Source organism: Burkholderia sp. WSM2232, assembly GCF_000472545.1.
Classification (GTDB): Bacteria; Pseudomonadota; Gammaproteobacteria; order Burkholderiales; family Burkholderiaceae; genus Paraburkholderia.
The window spans coordinates 138,084-159,600 of the sequence record NZ_AWZV01000013.1 but is presented as its reverse complement, the minus strand read 5'-3'; the positions used below and the strand labels follow the sequence as shown (position 1 = coordinate 159,600).

The 21,517-nt window shown below is 64.7% G+C and carries 20 protein-coding genes; 12 read left to right on the top strand and 8 right to left on the bottom strand.

From position 1 onward, the window contains the following. Positions 1-20: 20 nt before the first annotated feature. From F757_RS0114145 to F757_RS0114135, 3 genes are all read right to left on the bottom strand, one after another. Positions 21-1,529, bottom strand: a complete 1,509-nt coding sequence (locus tag F757_RS0114145; protein WP_027211964.1) for a CoA-acylating methylmalonate-semialdehyde dehydrogenase — start codon at positions 1,527-1,529, stop codon at positions 21-23. Positions 1,530-1,642: 113 nt separating this feature from the next. After that, positions 1,643-3,346 (bottom strand): AMP-binding protein, encoded by a 1,704-nt coding sequence (locus tag F757_RS0114140; RefSeq protein ID WP_027211963.1) that lies wholly within the window; start codon positions 3,344-3,346, stop codon positions 1,643-1,645. Between the two features lie 102 nt (positions 3,347-3,448). Further along, complete coding sequence (locus tag F757_RS0114135; RefSeq protein ID WP_027211962.1) at positions 3,449-4,582, bottom strand: acyl-CoA dehydrogenase family protein; 1,134 nt, start codon at positions 4,580-4,582, stop codon at positions 3,449-3,451. A 210-nt stretch (positions 4,583-4,792) separates the two neighbouring features. On the opposite strand from F757_RS0114135, the gene F757_RS0114130 reads away from it, so the two are divergent. The 5 genes from F757_RS0114130 (at position 4,793) to F757_RS0114110 (ending at position 10,390) form a co-directional block, all read left to right on the top strand. After that, complete coding sequence (locus tag F757_RS0114130; protein ID WP_027211961.1) at positions 4,793-5,830, top strand: AraC family transcriptional regulator; 1,038 nt, start codon at positions 4,793-4,795, stop codon at positions 5,828-5,830. Positions 5,831-5,912: 82 nt separating this feature from the next. After that, entirely contained in the window at positions 5,913-7,757 is a 1,845-nt protein-coding gene (locus F757_RS0114125; protein WP_027211960.1) for an NfeD family protein, read from the top strand. After that, on the top strand, positions 7,754-8,530 hold the full coding sequence (locus F757_RS0114120) for a slipin family protein (RefSeq protein WP_027211959.1): 777 nt from the start codon (positions 7,754-7,756) through the stop codon (positions 8,528-8,530). Before F757_RS0114125 ends, F757_RS0114120 begins: the two co-directional genes overlap by 4 nt. A gap of 113 nt (positions 8,531-8,643) precedes the next feature. Next, entirely contained in the window at positions 8,644-8,904 is a 261-nt protein-coding gene (locus F757_RS0114115) for a DUF4148 domain-containing protein (protein ID WP_027211958.1), read from the top strand. A 184-nt stretch (positions 8,905-9,088) separates the two neighbouring features. After that, positions 9,089-10,390, top strand: coding sequence for an NCS2 family permease (locus F757_RS0114110; protein WP_027211957.1), 1,302 nt, complete (start codon positions 9,089-9,091; stop codon positions 10,388-10,390). A gap of 107 nt (positions 10,391-10,497) precedes the next feature. On the opposite strand, the gene F757_RS0114105 is transcribed toward F757_RS0114110, so the two are convergent. After that, positions 10,498-10,788 carry a DUF1488 domain-containing protein gene (locus tag F757_RS0114105; RefSeq protein ID WP_027211956.1) on the bottom strand — a complete coding sequence of 97 codons (291 nt, stop codon included), beginning with the start codon at positions 10,786-10,788 and terminating at the stop codon, positions 10,498-10,500. A gap of 452 nt (positions 10,789-11,240) precedes the next feature. Here F757_RS0114105 and F757_RS0114090 point away from each other — a divergent pair, with 452 nt between their 5' ends. Beyond that, positions 11,241-13,256 carry a sigma-54-dependent Fis family transcriptional regulator gene (locus F757_RS0114090; protein WP_027211954.1) on the top strand — a complete coding sequence of 672 codons (2,016 nt, stop codon included), beginning with the start codon at positions 11,241-11,243 and terminating at the stop codon, positions 13,254-13,256. A 77-nt stretch (positions 13,257-13,333) separates the two neighbouring features. Continuing rightward, on the top strand, positions 13,334-13,660 hold the full coding sequence (locus tag F757_RS0114085; RefSeq protein WP_027211953.1) for a 2Fe-2S iron-sulfur cluster-binding protein: 327 nt from the start codon (positions 13,334-13,336) through the stop codon (positions 13,658-13,660). Positions 13,661-13,798: 138 nt separating this feature from the next. Here F757_RS0114085 and F757_RS0114080 read toward each other — a convergent pair whose 3' ends face one another. Together F757_RS0114080 and F757_RS0114075 are read right to left on the bottom strand one after the other, a co-directional pair. Further along, entirely contained in the window at positions 13,799-14,002 is a 204-nt protein-coding gene (locus F757_RS0114080; RefSeq protein WP_027211952.1) for a DUF1653 domain-containing protein, read from the bottom strand. A 17-nt stretch (positions 14,003-14,019) separates the two neighbouring features. After that, positions 14,020-14,664, bottom strand: a complete 645-nt coding sequence (locus F757_RS0114075) for a helix-turn-helix transcriptional regulator (protein ID WP_027211951.1) — start codon at positions 14,662-14,664, stop codon at positions 14,020-14,022. Positions 14,665-15,245: 581 nt separating this feature from the next. Here F757_RS0114075 and F757_RS0114070 point away from each other — a divergent pair. The 4 genes from F757_RS0114070 (at position 15,246) to F757_RS0114055 (ending at position 18,162) form a co-directional block, all read left to right on the top strand. After that, positions 15,246-15,527, top strand: coding sequence for a hypothetical protein (locus tag F757_RS0114070; protein ID WP_027211950.1), 282 nt, complete (start codon positions 15,246-15,248; stop codon positions 15,525-15,527). 125 nt (positions 15,528-15,652) lie between these two features. After that, positions 15,653-15,928 (top strand): translation initiation factor IF-1, encoded by a 276-nt coding sequence (gene infA / locus F757_RS0114065; protein WP_013343004.1) that lies wholly within the window; start codon positions 15,653-15,655, stop codon positions 15,926-15,928. Between the two features lie 489 nt (positions 15,929-16,417). After that, positions 16,418-16,993: an ANTAR domain-containing response regulator gene (locus F757_RS0114060; RefSeq protein ID WP_027211949.1), complete on the top strand. Its 576-nt coding sequence runs from the start codon at positions 16,418-16,420 to the stop codon at positions 16,991-16,993. Between the two features lie 8 nt (positions 16,994-17,001). Continuing rightward, positions 17,002-18,162: a CmpA/NrtA family ABC transporter substrate-binding protein gene (locus tag F757_RS0114055; RefSeq protein WP_027211948.1), complete on the top strand. Its 1,161-nt coding sequence runs from the start codon at positions 17,002-17,004 to the stop codon at positions 18,160-18,162. 9 nt (positions 18,163-18,171) lie between these two features. Here the strand turns inward: F757_RS0114055 and F757_RS0114050 are convergent, their stop codons facing one another. Together F757_RS0114050 and F757_RS0114045 are read right to left on the bottom strand one after the other, a co-directional pair. Then, entirely contained in the window at positions 18,172-19,596 is a 1,425-nt protein-coding gene (locus tag F757_RS0114050; protein WP_027211947.1) for a sensor histidine kinase, read from the bottom strand. Then, complete coding sequence (locus tag F757_RS0114045) at positions 19,593-20,264, bottom strand: response regulator (RefSeq protein WP_027211946.1); 672 nt, start codon at positions 20,262-20,264, stop codon at positions 19,593-19,595. The genes F757_RS0114050 and F757_RS0114045 overlap by 4 nt, the downstream gene beginning before the upstream one ends. A 140-nt stretch (positions 20,265-20,404) precedes the next feature. Between F757_RS0114045 and F757_RS0114040 the strand changes: the two genes are divergently transcribed. Further along, a complete protein-coding gene (locus tag F757_RS0114040) occupies positions 20,405-21,493 on the top strand; it encodes an ABC transporter substrate-binding protein (protein WP_027211945.1) in 1,089 nt (362 codons plus the stop codon). The last annotated feature ends 24 nt before the right edge of the window (positions 21,494-21,517 follow it).

The window sequence follows — 21,517 nt, the reverse complement described above, 5'->3', positions numbered from 1 at the left end:
CTCCGTTGTTGCGGGCTCGCTCAGCGCAGGGTGATGGTGGTATTCACGCCGTCGTTGACCGTGTCGTCATCGAACCAGCGCGCGGTCACGGTCTTGGTCTGCGTGTAGAACTGCACGACCTGCTTGCCGTACGGGCCGAGATCGCCGAGCTTGGAGCCGCGCGAGCCCGTAAAGCTGAAGAACGGCACCGGCACCGGAATCGGAATGTTGATGCCGACCTGCCCCACGTCGATCTCACTCTGGAATTTGCGTGCCGCCGCGCCGCTCTGCGTGAACAGTCCGACACCGTTGCCGAACGGATTGCGGTTGACGAGCGCAATCGCATCGTCAAGCGTCGCCGCGTTGAGCACGAGCAGCACCGGCCCGAAAATCTCCGTGCGATAGATCTCCATCCTGGTGCTCACGTCCGTGAAAATCGTCGGCCCGATAAAGTTGCCTTGCTCGTAGCCCGGCACCTTCACGTCCCGGCCGTCGAGTGCAAGCGTCGCGCCTTCCCTCACGCCCGCTTCGATCAGCCCGAGAATGCGCGCCTTCGCGGCGCGCGAAACGACCGGGCCGATATCGGTGTTCGGCTCGCTGCCCGCGTTCACCTTGAGCGTCTTCGCCTTGGCGACCAGATCGGGTAGCCATTGCTGCGCCGCGCCCACCAGCACGACTACCGAAGTTGCCATGCAACGCTGCCCCGCCGCGCCGAAGCCCGCGCCCGCGAGCGCATTCAAGGTCTGCTCGCGATTCGCGTCCGGCAGCACGACGGCGTGATTCTTGGCGCCCATCATCGATTGCACGCGTTTGCCGTGTTCGCTGCCGAGGCGATATACGTGCGTACCGACCGCCGTGGAACCGACGAACGAAATCGCCTTCACCAGTTCATGCGTGCAGAGCGCATCCACCACATCCTTGCCGCCGTGCACGACGCTGAGCACGCCCCTGGGCACGCCCGCCTCGAGTGCGAGCTCGACCAGTTGCATGGTCGACAACGGGTCCTGTTCGGAGGGCTTGAGCACGAAGGTATTGCCGCACACAATCGCCATCGGGAACATCCACAGCGGGATCATCGCGGGAAAGTTGAATGGCGTGATGCCCGCGCAAACGCCAAGCGGCTGGCGCAGCGTGTACGTATCCACGCCGCCCGCGACGTTTTCCGCGAATTCGCCTTGCTGCAAGGTGCCGATCGAGCATGCGTGCTCGACCACTTCGAGTCCGCGAAAAATGTCGCCTTCGGCGTCCGCGATCGTCTTGCCCTGCTCCGCGCTCAGCGTCTTTGCGATGCGCGGCATATGCTCGCGAATCAGCGCCTGGTACTTCAGCATGATGCGCATGCGTGCGCCGACCGGCGTGTTCTTCCATGTACCGAACGCGGCATGCGCGGCACGGATCGCTTCGTTGACTTCGTCCGTGGTTGCAAACGGCACGCGCGCCAGCACTTCTTGCGTGGCCGGATTAACAATGTCGCGCCATTCAGTGGTTTTCGATTCGACGAACTCGCGGTTGATCAGCAGCTTCACGGTGTTCGAGGCCATTGCGTTCATGCTGGAACTCCTGTTGTGGGCCTGGGCCCGGACAGTGGCTTAAAAAATGAATGTCTGATGCGGTCTGGGCGGCCCAAGCGGCCCAAGCGGTCCATGCCGCCATGAAATGCGCGCTAGCGCAGGTCGGGGAAATCTTCTTCCCAGTACTCGTCCGGCAAGCGCGCGGGCTCGGCCTGCCGCTCCATTTCGCGGCGCCGCAATTCGACGCGGCGGATCTTGCCGGAGATGGTTTTCGGCAACTCGCTGAATTGCAGACGGCGAATCCGCTTATAAGGTGCGAGCTTTTCGCGCGAGAATGCGAACACTGCCCGCGCAAGCTCGGGGCCAGCTTCGTAGCCCTGCCGCACGGTGACAAACGCCTTGGGCACCGAAAGGCGCAGCGCATCGGGGCTCGGCACGACTGCCGCTTCGCCGATCGCTTCGTGTTCGATCAGCACGCTTTCCAGTTCGAAGGGACTTAGCCGGTAGTCGGACGATTTGAAGACATCGTCGGCGCGGCCCACGTACACGTAGTAACCGTCGTCGCGACGCAGCGCCACGTCGGACGTACGATAGAAGGCGTTGCGCATGGCGTCGGCCGTGGCCTTCGCGTTGTTCGCGTAGCCGGTCATGAGCCCAAGCGGACGCCCGCTGCCTTCAGGACCTAACGGCAACGCGATCTCGCCTTCGCTGACCGGCTGGTCGTCGGCGTCGAGCAGTTCGATTCTGTACCCCGGCAATGGGCGCCCCATCGACCCCGCGACCACCGCTTGCCCCGGCGGGTTGCCAATCTGGCAGGTGGTCTCGGTCTGCCCATAGCCATCGCGAATCGTAATGCCCCATGCGTGCTTCACGCGCTCGATAATCTCCGGATTCAGCGGCTCGCCCGCGCCGACAATCTCGCGCAGCTTCACCGGATAATCCGCGAGATGTTCCTGCACGAGCATGCGCCACACGGTGGGCGGCGCGCACAGCGTGGTCACGTTGAAACGAACCAGCACGTCCAGCGTGTCTTTCGGCACGAAGCGCGCGAAGTTGAAAACGAACACGCACGCCTGCGCATTCCACGGCGCGAAGAAGCAGCTCCACGCGTGTTTGGCCCAGCCCGGCGAGCTGATATTCCAATGGATGTCGTTCGGTTGCAGGCCGATCCAGTACATGGTGGACAGATGCCCGACCGGATAGCTCTGATGCGTATGCTCGACGAGCTTCGGCTTCGACGTGGTGCCGGACGTGAAATAGAGCAGCAGCGGATCGGTGGCGTGCGTGACGCCTTCCGGTGTGAATTGCGGCGACGCGTCGTACGCCGCGGCCAGATCGATCCAGCCGTCGCGCGGCGCGCCCACGGAAAGGCGCGTCAGCGGTACTTCGAGCGAATCGAATTTGGACAACTCCGCGCTGTCCACTACGACGAAGTTCGCACCGCCAATCTGCACGCGGTCGCGCACGTCGTCGGCGGAAAGCTGGGTGGTGGCGGGCAGCACGATTGCGCCGAGCTTCATCGCGGCGAGCATCACGTCCCATAGTTCGACACGGTTGGGCAGCATCAGCAGCACGCGGTCGCCACGCTTCACGCCCACACTGCGCAGAAAGTTGGCCATGCGCGCGGAGCGTTCGGACATCTGCGCGTAGGACACCCGCAGGCCCTCGCTGGCCGGGTCGTCGACGATCCACAGCGCGGGGTTGTCGTTGCCGCGCGCGATCACGTCGAAGTAGTCGAGCGCCCAGTTGAACTCGTTGAGCACGGGCCATGCGAATTCGCGGTAGGCGCGCTCATAGTCGGTTCGATGGCGCAATAACAGCTCGCGGGCGTCGAAGAAGGCTTTCGCTGCAGTCATGGTCGTCTCCTGATGGGCGCGGTATGGGTCCGCTCTTGTTCGGTTGGCATCGGTTGCTCTGTCGGCAAGCTATTTTGCGCTCAAACGCGGCTCGCGCAGCGCTCAAACATGACGCGCAATCACCATGCGCTGCACTTCGCTGGTTCCTTCGTATATTTGCGTGATGCGGGCATCGCGATAGTGGCGCTCCACCGCGTAGTCCTCCAGATAACCGTAGCCGCCGTGGATCTGAATGGCGTTCGAGCAGATCTGTTCGGCTGTTTCCGACGCGAACAGTTTTGCCTGCGACGCCTCCGACAGGCACGGCTCGCCCGCCGAGCGCAGCCGCGCCGCGTGATGCACGAGCAGACGCGCGGCGTTCAGGCGCGTGGCCATGTCCGCGAGCATGTTGCCGATGGTCTGATGATCCTTGAGCGCCTTGCCGAACTGCGTGCGCTCGCTCGCATAGGCGCGCGCCGCGTCGAAGGCGGCCCGCGCAATGCCGACCGCCTGCGCCGCGATGCCGATGCGCCCGCCCTCGAGATTCGACAGCGCGATGCGCAAACCCTCGCCCGGCTCGCCGAGCAGGTTCGCCTCGGGCACCGTGCAGTCGTCGAGCGAAACCGGACAGGTGTCCGAAGCACGAATGCCCAGCTTGTGCTCCGGCCTGCCCACGTCGAACCCCGGCGTGTCGGTGGGCACGATGAACGCGGAGATACCGCGCTTGCCGCGATCCGGGTCCGTCACGGCGAACACGATTGCGATGTCCGCGCGGGCCCCGTTTGTCACGAACTGCTTGTTGCCGTTGAGTATCCACTTGCCGTCGCGCAGCACTGCTCGCGTGCGCAGGTTGTTCGCTTCCGAGCCCGCTTGCGGCTCCGTCAGACAGAACGCGCCGATGCGCCGACCGCTCGCTAGGTCCTGCAAATAGCGGTCTTTCTGCGCGTCGCTGCCAAAGTTGAGAATCGGCCCGCAGCCGACGGAGTTATGCACGCTCATCAGCGTTGCGCAGGCGGCGCAGCCCGCGGCGATCTCTTCGAGCGCGAGTGCGTAGGCCACGTAGTCGGTGTACGAACCGCCCCACTGCGGCGGCACGATCATGCCGAGAAAACCCAGTTCGCCCATTTGCTTCACGACGTCCTCGGGCAGTTGCGCGTCGCGGTCCCACTGCGCGGCGTTCGGCGCGAGGCGCTCGGTCGCGAAGTCGCGTGCGGCGTCGCGAATCATGCGTTGTTCTTCGGTGTAGAAGCTGTCCATGAGCATGAGTCCTGTGCTTGCGTTCGCAGCAAGTGTAGGCAACTCCCCTGCGCGCTTCGATGCTCAGCGCGATCATTGTGTGTGAGCGAATTTGCCATACTGCTACCATGCAGTGTCGCCAATTCCCGCTTGTCACGGTGCGACGCCTGCTCCGCGACGCAAAACGTTGAGCGCGATTGCCACTCTGAGCACACCCGAGAGTCGACCTCGATGAAAACCGAAAAGGGCACCATTTCCGTGAGTCTCGTCAACGAAACGTTGGCACTTGCGCTCGCCCGTGGATTGGACGCGTCGCAGCTCGCCGAAGCCGCGGGAATTGCCGCACCCATGCTGGCTTCGCCGAAAAGCCGCGTGTCGTCGGCGCAATATGGCGCGCTATGGAGCGGCATAGCACGCGCGCTCGACGACGAATTTTTCGGTCAGGATTCGCATCGCATGAAATCCGGCAGCTTCGTCGCGATGACGCAGGCGGCGCTCACGGCGCGCACCGGCGCGCAGGCGCTGGCGCGCGCCGTCGGCTTCATGCGGCTCGTGCTCGACGACCTGGGCGCGCAGATCGAAACGCACGCACAGCGCGTGCGTCTGCGCTTTGTCGAGCGGGAAGGGGCTAAGCCGCCCACGATGTTTGCCTATGCGACGTATTTCATCGTCGTGTATGGGCTCCTGTGCTGGCTGGTCGGGCGCCGCATTCCGCTGATCGAGGCGCGCTTTCGCTGCGCGGCGCCGCCCGCCGCGCACGAGTACCAGCTGATGTTTTGCGACGACATGGCGTTCGGCCAGGCCGAGTCGTATGTGGATCTCTCGCCGGTGTTTCTCGAGCTTCCGGTGATTCAAACTCCGCGGTCGGCGAAGCCGTTCCTGCGCGATGCGCCGGCGAGCTTCATCGTCAAGTACCGCAATCCGGGCTCGCTTGCCGCGCGCGTGCGCAAGACGCTGCGCGCATTGCCGATGTCCGCCTGGCCCGCCGCGGACCAGATGGCTGCGCGCCTGAACGTCGCCGAGGCGACGATGCGGCGCCACCTGAAGCAGGAAGGCCACACCTATCAGTCGATCAAGGACGACCTGCGGCGCGACATTGCAATCGGCGAACTGCAGAAGTCGCGGCGCACCATCGCGGATATCGCCACTTCGGTGGGATTCGCGGAGCCGAGCGCGTTTCATCGCGCATTTCGCAAATGGACCGGCATGCGACCCACCGACTATCGCCCGGCGCGCACGGACCTCACGCGGCGCGCGGAATCGGACTAAGCTGTAAGCAGCAGGCCAGTCTTTCTGGAGTGTCGGCCCGCGCCGCTGAATATCCGTCGACGGCGCGCGGCGCCCATTAGCGATGAGCACGTATCCGCGTCGCCCGTTCCGGCAGTCTGACGCGCGCCGGCCGTTGATCCACGGCGGTGCCGCGCGCCGGTTCCTGCGCGGCATGACCGCGTTTGGGAGGGGCTTGGCGTTTGCGCTGTTGCTTGCTTCTCCATTCGCATCCCTGCTGGTATCTCAACTAGCGTCCGTGTTCGCGTCGGGCGAAGACATTGCACTGCCCGCGGCCCACGCGGCAGCCGTCGCAGAGCCGCCCGGCCATGCGTACGCGGCCAACAGCGTGGTGGTCATTCCGGTAAGCGGCGCAATCGGTCCGGCGAGCGCCGACTTCATCGTGCGCAGCCTGCAGCGCGCCGCCGACGGCCACGCGCAGCTCGCGGTGCTGCAACTCGACACGCCAGGCGGGCTCGATACCTCCATGCGGCAGATCATCAAGGCGATTCTCGCCTCGCCGGTTCCGGTCGCGACCTTCATCGCGCCGAGCGGCGCGCGAGCCGCGAGCGCCGGCACGTACATCGTTTATGCAAGCCACATTGCGGCAATGGCGCCGGGCACCAATCTCGGCGCGGCCACGCCGATCCAGATGGGCATTGGCGGCACCGAGCCGCCCGGAGGCGGCACGCCGCGGCTGCCGGGCTCCGGCGACCGGGAGCGGCAGGCGCCGGGCTCAGGCAGCCCGGCGGCGCCTGCCGCAAGCAACGCCGCCGGCACTCCCGCCAGTAGCGCAACCGGCACACCCGCCGCACCCGCCACGCTGCCGCTCGACACCCAGTCGACCGAACTGCGCAAGCAGGTCCACGATGCGGCCGCGTACATCCGGGGCCTCGCGCAAATGCGCGGCCGCAACGCCGACTGGGCCGAGCGCGCGGTCCGCGAGGCGGTGAGCCTGACGGCCGCTGACGCGCTCGCGCAGCACGTCGTCGACGTCAATGCGCGCGACGTGCCCGACCTGTTGCGCCAGCTCGACGGCCGCACGGTCGTAACCAGCGCGGGCAACGTCAAGCTTGCAACAGCCCGCGCGCCGGTCGTCACGCTCGAGCCCGACTGGCGCAGCCACTTTCTGGCGGTCATCACCGATCCGAACGTCGCGCTCATGCTGCTCATGCTCGGCATGTACGGGCTCTTCTTCGAATTCGCCAATCCGGGCTTCGTGCTGCCCGGCGTGGTCGGCGCAATCAGTCTGCTGGTCGGGCTGTTCGCGATGCAGATGCTGCCCGTCAATTACGTCGGCCTCGGACTCATCTTTCTCGGCATTGCGTTTCTGATCGGCGAGGCATTTCTGCCGACCTTCGGTTCGCTCGGCTTCGGCGGCATTGTCGCGTTCGTGATCGGCGCGTTGATGCTGATCGACACCGACGTGCCCGGCTACGGCATTCCGTTGCCCATGATCGCCGCCGTCGTCGTATTCAGCGTGCTGTTCGTGCTGGGTGTGTCCAGGCTCGCGCTGCGCGCGCGGCGCCGGCCGGTGGTGACGGGTTCCGAGGGGTTGATCGGCAGCATCGGCGTGGTGCTCGAAGAGGGGCTTGTCAGCGCCGCAGGAGCGGGCAGCAACGCAGGCAGCAACGCAGGCAACAGCGCAGACAGCAACGCACGCAACCTTGCAGACAGCATGGCAAACAGCGAGGCACGCCGCACCACGAGCACCGCAACGAGTACCGCAACAAGTGCCGCGTCTGGCAGCACGGCGGCCGGCTGGGCGCGCATCAACGGCGAGCGCTGGCACGTGTCGAGCCCGGTTCCGCTCGCGGCGGGCGAAGCGGTGCGCGTGAGCGCGCGGCAAGGGCTCACGCTGATGGTCGAGCCCGTCATTGCCGCCAGCGCGCGGCAGCAACAGCCCTCTACCGGAGGAAAGACCTCATGATCGGTTTCACATTCGGTTTCAGCAGTCTTCTGATTCTGCTGGTGGCGGGGCTGATCGCTTCGTCGATACGGATATTCCGCGAGTACGAACGCGGCGTCGTGTTCATGCTCGGCCGCTTCTGGAAGGTCAAGGGGCCCGGGCTCGTGCTGATCATTCCGGTCGTGCAGCAGGTGGTGCGCATCGACTTGCGCACCGTCGTGTTCGACGTGCCGCCGCAGGACGTGATTACGCGCGACAACGTCTCGGTGAAGGTCAACGCCGTGGTGTATTTCCGCGTGGTCGATCCGGAGAAGGCGGTGATCCAGGTGGCGCGCTATTTCGAGGCCACCAGCCAGCTCTCGCAGACCACGCTGCGCGCGGTGCTCGGCAAGCACGAACTGGACGAACTGCTCGCCGACCGTGAGCAGCTGAACGCCGACATCCAGAAAGTGCTCGACGCGCAGACCGATGCGTGGGGCATCAAGGTGGCCATCGTCGAAATCAAGCATGTGGACATCAACGAAACGATGATCCGCGCGATTGCCCGCCAGGCCGAAGCCGAGCGCGAACGGCGCGCCAAGGTGATTCATGCCGAAGGCGAATTGCAGGCGTCGCAGCAACTGTTACAGGCGGCACAGACGCTCGCGCGCGAGCCGCAGGCGATGCAGTTGCGCTATCTGCAAACGCTCACGACGATTGCCGCCGACAAGAACTCGACGATTGTGTTTCCGCTGCCCGTGGATCTGCTGAAAGCCGTGGTGGACCGTCTCACCACCACGCCGCCGGCGCCATGAACCGGGCACGCGCGCGCCGGATGAAACAGTGCATTGCGCAACGGCGCCTTAACCGGCGCACCCGGCGTCCCTACAATACCAGGGACATCCCTAACTGCTTAGATGAGCCTGTCATGAAAACGCTTTTCCGTGTCGGACTCGGCGCGCTGCTGGCCGCCGTCAGCATGAGCGCCGCGGTGGCGCAGTCGTCGTCCCGTCCCTACGATCCCTCGGCGCCGAAAACGCGCGCCGAGGTCAAAGCCGATCTCGCCGAGTGGCGCGCGGCCGGCTACGATCCGCTCGACTGGATCAACTACCCGCACAACGCTCAGCACGCCGCACGCATCGTCGCGCAACGGCATGCGCAGCAGACGGGCACGACCGTCACGCAATAAGCGTCCGACCGAAGCACGGCAGGCCATGCCGCTTGCGACCGCACTGGTCGCCGGGCCCGCTCCGGCCTATTGAAACCCGGCCTGCCGCCAGGCTTTCGCTTGCCCAACCGCACGAATTCCCTTGCGGCTGCGCATGAGGCGCTGGCAAGGTATCATCTCGCCCCTACGACGAGAGATCCGCCCTATGGATTCGATAAAACGCTATTTCGGCCTCGATGCGGCCGGCACCGACCTGCGCACCGAAGTGCTGGCCGGCCTGACCACCTTCCTGACGATGGCCTACATCATCTTCGTCAACCCGGCCATTCTGGGCGACGCGGGTATGCCGAAAGACGCGGTATTCGTCGCGACCTGCCTCGTGGCGGCACTCGCCTCGCTGATCATGGGTCTGTATGCGAACTACCCGATTGCACTCGCGCCGGGCATGGGACTGAACGCGTACTTCGCGTACACCGTGGTCAAGGGCATGGGCTTCACGTGGCAAGCCGCACTCGGGGCCGTGTTCATCTCAGGGTGCCTGTTTCTCGTGGTGACGCTGTTTCGCGTGCGCGAGGTGATCGTCAATGGCATTCCGCATTCCATACGCATTGCCATTACCGGCGGCATCGGCCTCTTTCTCGCCATCATTTCGCTGAAGTCAGCGGGCGTGGTGGTCGGCAATCCCGCCACGCTCGTCACGCTCGGCGATCTGCATAACCCGCATGTAGTGCTCGCGATTATCGGCTTCTTCGCGATCGTCACGCTGGACTACCTGCGCGTGCGCGGCGCGATTCTGATCGGCATTGTCGGCGTGACCGTGCTGAGCTTTTTCTTCGGCGGCAACCAGTTCCACGGCATTGTCTCCACGCCGCCCTCCATTGCGCCGACGCTGTCGCAACTGGACATTCGCGGCGCGCTGTCCACCGGCGTGCTGAACGTGATCCTCGTGTTCTTTCTGGTCGAACTGTTCGATGCGACGGGCACGCTGATGGGCGTGGCCAATCGTGCGGGTCTGCTGGTGGAAGGCAAGATGCACCGGCTCAATCGCGCGCTGCTCGCAGACAGCACCGCGATTCTGGCGGGCTCGGTGCTCGGCACTTCGTCGACGACCGCGTATATCGAAAGCGCCTCGGGCGTGCAGGCGGGGGGCCGCACCGGCGTGACGGCCATCACCGTGGCCGTGCTGTTTCTTGCGGCACTGTTCTTCGCGCCGCTCGCGGGCGTGGTGCCCGGCTACGCGACAGCGCCCGCGCTGCTTTACGTGTCGTGCCTGATGCTGCGCGAAATGCTCGACCTGCCGTGGGACGACGCAACCGAAGTCGTGCCGGCCGCGCTCACCGCACTGCTGATGCCGTTCACCTACTCCATTGCGAACGGCGTTGCATTCGGCTTCATTTCGTATGCGGGGCTCAAGCTGCTGACCGGCCGCGCGCGCCAGGTGAAGCTCGTGGTGTGGATCATCGCGGCGATCTTTCTGTTCCGCTACTTCTATCTCGGCAGCGAGTAGGCTCGCAGCAGGCCGGCGGAGCCGCCGCGCTCACGCGTCAGGCATCACGGGTGACGCATCAGGAATAACGCATCACGAATAACGCGTGAGGGATAACGCCTCACGCATCAGGCGCGTCCGTTCGCTTCATAGAACCGCACATAGCCGCTTCGCAGTACGACGCACTGTGCGCTGGTTTCCGACAGCAGGCGCCGGGTGGCCGCCTGAATGCGCTCGCGGTGCGTGTCGAATGCGCCGACCATGTCCTCGAGGCGCGGCGAGGCCGCGCCAAAGTGATCTTCGAGTGCTTCCGCGGTAATCATGCACTCCACCCTCTGCCCATCGACCAGCGCCGGAAACGCCAGGGTGAGTTCGCGACCTGAATATTCAGGACTTTCGTTCGGGAAAAGGATCTGCATGGAAGTCACCTGGAAGTTAGGCACTGCGCACGATTCGCATGGGTAATGGCGCAAGCCGGTTACATCTGATCGCGCCTGGCCGTTGCTTCCTCCTTGTCCGATGCCGGCGACGCGGGCTCGTCATCCGTCGGCACTGCACGCGCTACGCGCGCCGCGAGGATGATTTGATCCACTTTAGACGAGTTCGCGCGCGGCGCAAGTTTTCTTCGGGTTTGCTTGACGCTGGTGCGGGTTGCGCGGGAATTGTGCATTCGCCGCGCCGATTCGCGCGCGCGTCGGCCCGCATGGCTGTGCCGCGCGCACCTGCTGCCGCACTGCGCCGCGGTGTTTTCCCTGCCGCGCGCAGGGCTTTGGCTCCTGTAATATCGGTGTTCGGCCGCCGGCGCGCATGCTGCGCTGCGGCATGAAACGACGGGCTACGTACCCGCCGCACCGCTCACCGGAGACATGCCTTGAGCCATCGCCCCGCCACGCCGTCCCGCATCGGTCGGCCCGATGTCATCGCGCAAGCTCACGCGCGTTCGCTCGAGCTCGGGCTGCGCGCGTCCGAAATGCCCGATTTTCATCCGCTGCGCCAGCCTGCGCTGCGCGAACTGGTCGATCGCAATCAGTCCCTCTTCACGCATGCGCTGCCGGTCATGGAAACGTTGCATGCGCAGATTGTCGACACGCAAAGCATGGTGCTGCTCACCGACAGTCAGGGCGTGGTCCTGCATAGTCTCGGCGATAGTGATTTCGTCGCGAAGGCCAAGCGCGTCGCGCTGTGTCCGGGCGTGTCGTGGGCCGAGGCCGACCGCGGCACGAATGCCATCGGCACGGCGCTCGTCGATGGACAACCGACCGTGGTCCACGCCGACGAGCACTTCCTGCACGCCAACCGCATTCTCACCTGCTCGTGCGCGCCGATTGCGGATCCGTTCGGGCGCACCATCGGCGCGCTCGACGTGAGCGGCGACACGCGCGGCTTTCATAAGCACACGCTCGCGCTGGTCAGAATGTCGGCGCAGATGATCGAAAATCATCTGTTCTCCAATCAATTTGCCGAGGCAGTGCGCGTGCACTTTCACGCGCGCGCGGAATTCATCGGCACGCTGTTCGAGGGGCTCGCCGCGTTCGCCGCCGACGGCACGTTCCTGTCGGCCAATCGCAGCGCGCTGTTCCAGTTCGGGCAACCGCTTGCAGCACTGCAGGCGCAGCCGTTCGAGGCGCTGTTCGGCGTTGCGTTCGCCCATGTATTGCAGCGGATCGCGCACGCGCCGCGCGAGAACGTGGTGCTGACGTTGCCAAGCGGCGTACGGGTGGTCGCGCGCGGCGAATATGCGGCGCAGCGTTATGTGGGGGCAGCGGCGGATGCAGTGGAAACGGTGGGCGAGTTCGCACCGGACGCAGCGCGTCGCGCAACGCGCGCGGCCAGGCCGGCGCTGCCCGCCACCACGAGCACACCGGCCACGCTCCAGACGCTCGAGACCGGCGACCCGCAAGTCTCGGGCGTTTTGCGGCGCGTCGCCAAAGTGCGCGGCCGCGACATTCCGATTCTGATCCTCGGCAAGACGGGCACGGGCAAGGAATGGCTCGCGCGCGCCATCCATCACGATTCGCCGCGGCGCGCCGCGCCCTTCGTTGCGTTGAATTGCGCGTCCCTGCCCGACAGCTTGATCGAGGCCGAGCTGTTCGGCTATGAGGACGGCGCGTTCACCGGCGCGAAAAAGCGCGGCAGCGTCGGCAAGATCGTGCAGGCCGACGGGGGCACGCTGTTTCTCGACGAAATCGGCGATATGCCGCTCGCGCAACAGGTGCGGCTCATGCGCGTGCTGCAGGAACGCACGGTGGTGCCGCTCGGTGGCACCCGCGCAATTCCGGTGGACCTGCGCATAGTGTGCGCGACGCACCGCAATCTACGCGCGATGATCGAAGAAGGCACCTTCCGCGAAGACCTGTATTACCGCATCAACGGACTTGTGGTGACGTTGCCGGCGCTTTGCGAGCGCACCGATCTGCCCGCGCTGGTCACGCGCATGCTCGAACTGCAAAGCGAGGGCGAGAATGTGCCGCGGCGTGTTTCGCAGCAGGTGTTGGAACGCTTCATGAGCTACCGTTGGCCCGGCAATTTGCGGCAACTCGCGAATGTGCTGCGCACCGCGGGCATCATGGCCGAGAACGCGGATCAGATCGAGCTTGATGACCTGCCGGAGGACTTCCTGCACGATTGTGCCGAGGCTGCGGCGAAAGACAGCGCGCCTCACAAGCCGTTCGTGACGCGAGCCAATGACGATGACACGCGCGGGCTACCACTCCCCGACGCGCGGACGCAGGCGCCCGCGCCGTCGCGCATGGAAGACTGGCAGGCCACGCTGATTGCACAGACATTGGCGCGGCTCGACGGCAACGTGTCGGCGGCGGCCCGCGAACTGGGACTCGCGCGCAACACCGTGTACCGCTATTTACGGCGCGGCGGCTCGACTCGCTGAGGCGTCCCTGCCGCGATTGCCGATAATCGGCCGCACGAGCGTGTAAAGTGTGACGAGCACAGTCACACATTCACATGATGTCCGATCCCGACCGCCCGCCTCTCGTTTGCGTGGAGCCGCTTGGCCGCAGCTTCGAGGCGCCCGATTCGCTCACCATTCTCGAAGCCGCCGGCTTCGCCGATCTGCGCTTGCCGCGTTCATGCCGCAACGGGACGTGCCGCACGTGCATCTGCAAAATGACGGCGGGAGAAGTGCGCTACACGATCGAATGGCCGGGCCTTAGCCGCGAGGAAAAGCAGGAAGGCTATATTCTGCCGTGCGTGGCCATTGCGCAAACCGACGTGGTGATCGAAGCGCCGGAGGCAATTGCACTGCCGGCGCGCGGAGCGCGCGGAGCGCGTTGAGCGCGTTGAGCGCGTTGAGCGCGCTGAGCGGGTTGCGCGGGTTGCGCGGGTTGCGCGGGTTGCGCGGGTTGCGCGGCGTGAGCGGCGTGAGCGGCTGGCCGTGCCGGCCGTCCTGGCGTCAGTCGAACGCGCTGGACCTCAGTCGATCTGCGCGAAGCGCGGCATGCTCACGCCTTCATGCTCAATCTGCTCAAAAAACACCGTTGCCGGGCGTGTCCAGATCGTGCCGTTGCTTGCCCTGTAGACGATCATCGTGACCGACGGATCGGACTCGAGCGTCGCCTCGCAAATCAGCTCGTAAATCCCGCCTTTGTAGTGACGGTAGCGCGCGTTTGTCGACATGATTGCGTGGGCGGCGCTCAGCCGCCTTCCTTCATCTGTTTGAGGATTTTATAGACGGTGGCGCGGCCCATGGTCAGCACGGCCGCCACGTAGTTCGCGGAACTGCGGCCGCGAAATGCGCCTTCCGCATGCAGCGCCTCGACAATCTCACGCTTGTGTTCGCGCGTGAGCGCGTTAATGCCGATCTGCCGCTCGCGCAGCCACGTGTGCAGATACGTGTTGATGCGGTCCTGCCAGTCGTCGCGGAACAGGTCTTCGGCGGGTGCGTCGGTCAGATTGCCGCCCCGGATGAAAAGGTCGAGCGTCGCGCGCACGTCTTCGAACACCGCGATATTGAAGTTGATGCACAGCATGCCGGCGGGCTTGCCGTTGTCGTCGAACAGAATGTTGCTCACGCAACGCATGCGCCGGCCGTCCCAATTGAGCTTCTCATAGGGGCCGATGGTGCGCCCGCGGGCCGCATAGTGCACCTCGTCGAGCACCGAGGGGCCGCCGACCTCCAGCTTCGACAGATTGTTCGCAAGATACGCGATGCTCTGGTCGCGCAGGTCGTGAATGACGACTTCGGCGCACGGGTAGAAGAGCGCCGCAATGCCGTCGGCGATGGGAGCATAGCGCTCGAGCAGCAGGTCTTTGACGGGGGACGCGGTGGTCTGGCGCATTGGCAAATGACGGTGTGGCGGCGTTAAGAACGAATGAAGGAGCGCGCAGCCCGGCCGGGCCCTCACGCACGATCAGGCTGCAAAACCGGCAGCGCAGTTGCAGCGCGGCCTCGCGCGGCAACTCGCCATTGTAGCGAGCCCGCCGGGCGATCTGGGCGCGCCGGGAACTTTTTGCTATCCAACCGGACCCATTTAGTGCATCATATTGGAATAGTCGTATTCCGCATTTGCAGCACTGGCAGTCTCATACCGGCATCTCCGCAACATCCCCGACTGTTCGAGCGCCGCCCGTCGGCGGTCCCGTCACTCCGGCAATGCGCCGCCTGCATTAGCCGTCGCGAGTTGTGTAGCTGAGCTGTTCAGCTGAGTTTCAGCTTTCACGCGCCCGGTGTCCGCGCGACATCAGCGTGTTTCTTCTCCATCGAATCCGCGAATTTGCGCGGCGCGCTCAAGCCTTTCGCATCGGGCCTGTGCCAACTTTTTCCATGGCGGCGCGCCTTTCGGTGCAGCGCCGCCCAGCCTGTCGTGCCGCGCGTAACACGCGTGACACGCCGGCCACGTAATACAGGACATATATGCTTATGAACTCAGCAGTCAAGACGTACAAGGGTTATGAAATCCACCCGCTCGTCTATCCGCGCCGCCCCACCAACGGCCAGACGAGCCGCCATGCGGACGCCGGCTACGACGCGTCGGTGCGCATCTGCCGCGTGGGCGCGAACCCCGCGGCCGAGGGCCGCGTGTTCCGCCTGCAGTATCTGTTTCCGTTCGACGGCACGGGCAAGGCGCGCATCGCGTGCACGGCCCACGCCGAGCAACTGATAGACGGCCGCGTGGACGGCCAGTCGGTCGCCGATCTTTAAGCGGCGTCAACGGCGCATCGGCCGTTGCCGTCAACCGCGGGCTTGCCGCCCGCTCGCAACACTATCCGCTGCAGCGCCTTGCCCGAGGCGTCGCGCACCCCAATCCCATCGACCAGGAGTTATGCATGGCGAAAGAAGAACTGCTTGAACTTGACGGTATCGTCGACGAAGTACTTCCGGACAGCCGTTACCGCGTGACGCTCGACAACGGCGTCGTGGTTGGCGCTTACGCGTCCGGACGCATGCGCAAGAACCACATTCGTATTCTCGCGGGCGACCGCGTGACGCTGGAACTGTCGGTTTACGATCTGACCAAAGGCCGGATCAACTTCCGTCACAAGGACGAGCGCGCAGGCGGTGGCGGCGCGGCTCGCAGCAATTCGCAATTCCGTCGCCGTTAAGGCGAAAGGCACCGGGCCGGGCAAGCTCTTGCACGTGCTCCGGCGCCGGCGTTGTACGCGGATCCATTCGCGCGCGTTCTCCGGTTCGGCATGAGCCGAGCCGGGGCGGCGTAGCCGCGGGACTGTTGCAGCAGGCATGTTGAGGGTGCTCATTGTCACCCGGAGCGCCGTGCCAGTCGTGCCAGTTGCGCCAGTGGTGCCATCTCGAGCCAACTGGCGTCCCTCGTAGCGGTTGCACGCCCAGCGCTTTTGCAAGCGCGTGTTGCCCATTTGGCGCGGCTCGCGATCTTCGCGCACCTTCCCATTCGTCCTCCCATGAAAGCTCAGCGTGCGCCGCTTCGGTGCATCGCTTGCGCATGCCCTGTTGCGGTGCGCTGCCGCCACGCGAAAACCCTGCACCAAAGCGCAATTTCCTTGGCACACAAGACTTTCCAGCATATGGCATAGAAATTGCTTTAACGGTGTTCAGCCGTCGATTGCCACTACTCCATGCTGCGTGTTCTCCTCGTCACTGATACCGACAAGCCGATAGGCGACCTGCGTGACGCGCTCGCCCGGCTCGGCTACGAGATGCTGGCGAGTACCGCCACCCCGCACGCGCTGCACAGCACGGTGCAGAGCGAGCGGCCGGACGTCATCATCATCGACACGGATTCGCCCTCGCGCGACACGCTCGAGCAGCTCGCGGTAATGAACGCCACCGCGCCGCGGCCGGTGCTCATGTTCAGCCACGACGACAACCAGCAGCTGATCCGCGACGCCGTCGGCGCAGGCGTGACTGCCTATCTCGTCGAAGGGCTCGAAACCGGGCGGCTCGCGCCGATTCTGGAAGTCGCGCTTGCCCGCTTCGCACAGGAATCGCAACTGCGCGAACGCCTGGCCCAGGTCGAGAACGAACTTGCCGAGCGCAAGCTGATCGACCGCGCCAAACGCCTGCTGATGGATCAGCAGAAAATCACCGAGCATGCCGCCTACGCCGCGCTGCGCAAACGCGCGATGAACCAGGGGGTCAAGCTCGCCGAGGTCGCGCGCGCGGTCGTCGCGGCGGCCGAATCGCTCAAGTGAAGCATTCCATGAACTCTGCCAGCCCTCCCGCTTCGTCGTCAGCTGCATCGCCACTGGGGCAGCTCGAGAAAACGCATCTGCGGCTCGGGTTCGTCGCGCTTTCCGACGCGGCACCGCTCGTCGCCGCAAAGCTGCTCGAATTCGGTCACGCGCACGGACTCACGCTCGAACTGTCGCGCCAGCCTTCATGGGCCGCCGTGCGCGACAAGCTGATCGCAGGCGATCTCGACGCGGCGCACACGCTGTACGGCCTCGTCTACGGGGTGCAGCTCGGCCTTGGCGGTCCGCAAACGGACATGGCCGTGCTGATGGTGCTTAACCGCAACGGTCAGGCGTTCACGCTGTCGAACCGTCTCGCTGATGCGCTCGCCGCGCACGGCACGCTGCGGCAAGCGCTCGCTACGCTCGGCCGCAAGCCGGTCTTCGCGCAGACCTTTCCCACCGGCACGCACGCCATGTGGCTGTACTACTGGCTCGCCGCGCAAGGCGTGGACCCTTTGCGCGAGGTGGAAAGCGTGGTCATTCCGCCGCCGCAGATGGTCGCCGCGCTCGCCGAAGAGCGGCTCGACGGCCTCTGCGTGGGCGAGCCGTGGAATGCAATGGCCGAAGCCAAAGGCGTCGGCAGAACGGTGGCTTATACGAGCGAAGTGTGGTCCGATCATCCGGAGAAAGTGCTGGCCTGCCGGCGCGATTTCGTCAGCGCGAATCCCAATACCGCGCGTGCCCTCGTGCAGACGATGCTCGAAGCCTGCCGCTGGCTTGACGGACCCGGACACCGCAGCGAGATCGCGCGCTGGCTCGCGCGGCCGGAGTATATCGGCATAGACCAAGCACTGATCGCGGCGCGTTTTGGCGACGCGCTTCCCGCCTCCGCGCCGCGTGGTTTGCCGGTGCGCTTCTTCGACGAGGGCGCGGTGAACTATCCGCAGCCGTTCGAGGGCGCCTGGTTCCTGACGCAATTCGAGCGCTGGGGCATGATCGACGCGCGTGGCGATTACGCGCAGATCGCTGAGCAAATCAATCAAACGCAGTTGTACCGCGAGGCGGCCGCGCAGGTGAAGGTCGCCGTGCCGGCGCAGGCAACCGCGCCGGTATTCATGGACGGCGCCCACTGGAACAGCTCCACGCCGGCCGCGGCGTTTGCCCAAAGCTTCGCGATCCGTCGATAAGCGCCCGGCTCACGCATCCTGTTGCGGGCGTGCCGGAAACCACACGCTCACAACCAGGCCGCCGCCGCGCGCATCGCTCAGCTCGACGCGCGCCTCGTGCACCCGCGCGATCTCGCGCACAATCGACAGCCCAAGCCCGCTGCCCTCCACTGCCTGGGTCGCCTCGCTGCGATAGAAGCGCTCGAATACCGCGTCGCGCTCGCTCGCGGCAATGCCCGGTCCATTGTCGATGACCTGAAGCAGTGGCGCGCCGTGCTCGCATGCAACCCGCACGGTGATAACCGCGCCATCGCCCGAGTAACGGATCGCGTTGTCGATCAGATTGCCCGCCAGTTCGGCGAGCAGATCGGCCTGCCCCGTCACGTCGATGCGCGTGTCCTCTTCGAAGCCGAGATCGATGCCGCGCGAGCGCGCCACCGGCGACCAGTCGAGCGTTACGCTGCGTGCAACCTTATGCAGCGGCACCGTCGCATGCCTGACGGTGTAGCCGCTATCCGCATCCAGCCGCGACAGCGAGAGCAACTGCTGCACGATGCGCACGGCCTGCTGCACCGCGCGATTCAGGCGCCGCAAATGCACGCCCTCGCGCCGCGGGCCTGCCCCGCTCTCTTCCCCACCGTCCAGATCGCGCAGCGCCAGTTCGGACTCCGCCTGAATCACCGCCAGCGGCGTTTTCAACTGATGCGCGGCGTCGTTGAAAAAGCGCCGCCGCGACAACTGCATGTTCCGCGTGCGGCCAATGTACTGGTTGATCGAATCGACGAGCGGTGCGACTTCGCTCGGCAGACCGACGGTATCGAGCGGTGTGGGATCGTCTTCGGCGCGCGCCGCGACTTTGGCCGACAGACGGTTGAGCGGCCGCAAGCCACGCGCAACGCCGAGCCACACAATGCCGAGCGCGAGCATGACGAGCAGGCCCTCCTGCTGCAGCGAGCCAGTGAGAATCTCGCGTGCGAGCGCCTGGCGCGGCTCGATCGTCTCGCCCACTCTCACCAGCACCACGCGGGTTTGCGCGGTGGGCACGTCGTGCACCGGCAGCCTGAGGAAAGCGACGCGCAACGGACGGCCGCGAAACACATCGTCGTAGAACTGCACGCTGAAGGGCTCGGCCGGCATCTTGACCGTTTCCGGCAGATCGGGATAACCCGTCACCACGCGGCCATGTTCCTCGCGAATCTGATAGTAGATGTTGCCGCCGCCGTTCGACTCGAACATTTCCAACGCGAGATAAGGCAGATCGACCTCGATGCGCCCATCGCGCAGACGCACACCGTCGCGAATGGAGCGCAACGCGAATTCGAGCGTGCGGTCGAATGCCGCGTGCGCCGCGTTCATTGCACGTTGATAGGTGAGCCAGGCATCGAGCGCGAGCAGCAACAGCAGCGGCAACAGCAGCCACAGCGCAACCCGCACGCGCAGGTTCGGCCGTGTCATGGTGTGCGCGCTTCGAGCAGATAGCCGAGGCCTCGCAACGTGACGATGCCGACCGAACTGCGCTCGAGCTTCTTGCGCAAACGGTGTACGTAGATTTCGATGGCGTCCGCGTTCACCGATTCGTCGAGCCCGAAAATTTTCTCCGACAGCGTTTCCTTGTTGATCGCGCGGCCGTTGCGCAAGATCAATACTTCGAGCACCGAACGTTCGCGCGGCGTGAGCGCGAGCGGCTCGCCGTCGAGCGTAAAGCTGCGGTCGACGCTGTCATACACCAGCGTGCCGCATTGGGCACGCGCTGCCTCCTGACCGTGACCACGGCGCAGCAGCGCACGCGCTCGCGCTTCGAGTTCAGTGAGCGCGAAAGGCTTGGCGAGATAGTCGTCTGCGCCGAGATCCAGGCCGCGCACGCGCTCTTCCACCGAGCCGTGCGCGGTCAGCATGAGCACCGGCACTGTGTTGCGGCGTGCGCGCAGGCGGCGCAGCACTTCGAGCCCGTCGAGCTTGGGCAGACCAATGTCGAGAATCACCAGCGCGTAGTCTTGCGTGCGCAAAACGTGATCGGCGGATTCGCCGTCATGCATGCAGTCCACGGTGAGTTTCGCATTGGTCAACGCGTCGGTAAGAGAGCGGGAAAGAATCGGATTGTCTTCGACAAGCAGCACACGCATGAACAGAATCCCAGGGAAATCCATGAGGCGATTTCGACCATTGTGACGCATTTCCCTCGAAAAATGAAAGCGATCAGAAAGCGCCTGTCTCTTACCATTCGCCTTCACAAAACCAACACGACATCTTTCTGGAGGAAGACATGCACATCTCTCTGAAGCTTCTCGCCGCCGCTGCGGCGTTCGCCGCAAACGCCGCGTGGGCAGCCTTTCCGGCCGGCTATCCGGGCGACTACCAGGCTACTGTCGACGGCGCGAAGAAAGAAGGCAAGCTGATTGTCTACTCGGTGACCGACACTGCGCTCGTGCGTCCGCTTATCAAGGACTTCGAAAGTCTTTACGGCGTCAAGGTCGAGTACAACGACATGAACAGCACCGAGCTGTACAACCGCTACATCAGCGAGAATGCGGCGAGCAGCACGAGCGCCGACGTGTTGTGGAGCTCGGCTATGGACCTGCAGGTGAAGCTCGTCAACGACGGCCTGATGGCAAGCTACGACTCGCCGGAAGCAAAGCAGTTGCCGCAATGGGCGCAGTACCAGAAGCAGGCGTACGGCACCACCTACGAACCGCTCGCGATCGTCTACAACAAGCGTCTCGTGCCCGCCGGCGAAGTGCCGCAAACGCGCGCCGATCTGATCAAGCTGCTGCAGACAAAACCCGACCAGTTCAAGGGCAAGGTCACCACTTACGACATCGAAAAGTCCGGCGTCGGCTTCAACTATCTGACTCAGGACGCGCGCGTGAACCCGCAAGTCACGTGGGATCTGGTGAAAGCGATGGGCGCCACCGGGCCCAAGCTGCAATCGAGCACGGGCGCGATGATGGAGCGCATTTCCTCGGGCGAGAATCTGATCGGCTACAACATTCTCGGCTCGTACGCGCTCAGCAAGGCCAAGAAAGATCCGTCCATCGGCTACGTCTACCCAAAAGACTATACGCTGGTGGTGAGCCGCCTCGTCACCATTTCGAAGAAGGCAAAAAATCCGAACGCGGCGAAGCTGTGGGTCGATTATCTGCTGTCGCAGCGCGGCCAGACCCTGCTCGCGAATCAGGCGAGCCTGTTCTCGATCCGCTCGGACGTGGAAGGCGAAACGTCGATGGCCGGCCTCACGAAGCAACTCGGCGACTCCCTCAAGCCGATTCCTATCGGCTCGGGCCTGCTGGTTTATCTGGACCAGTCCAAGCGCCTGGAATTTCTCAAGCAATGGCAACAGTCGATCAAGCGCTAAACGCTTGCCTCTGAGCTAAAGGCT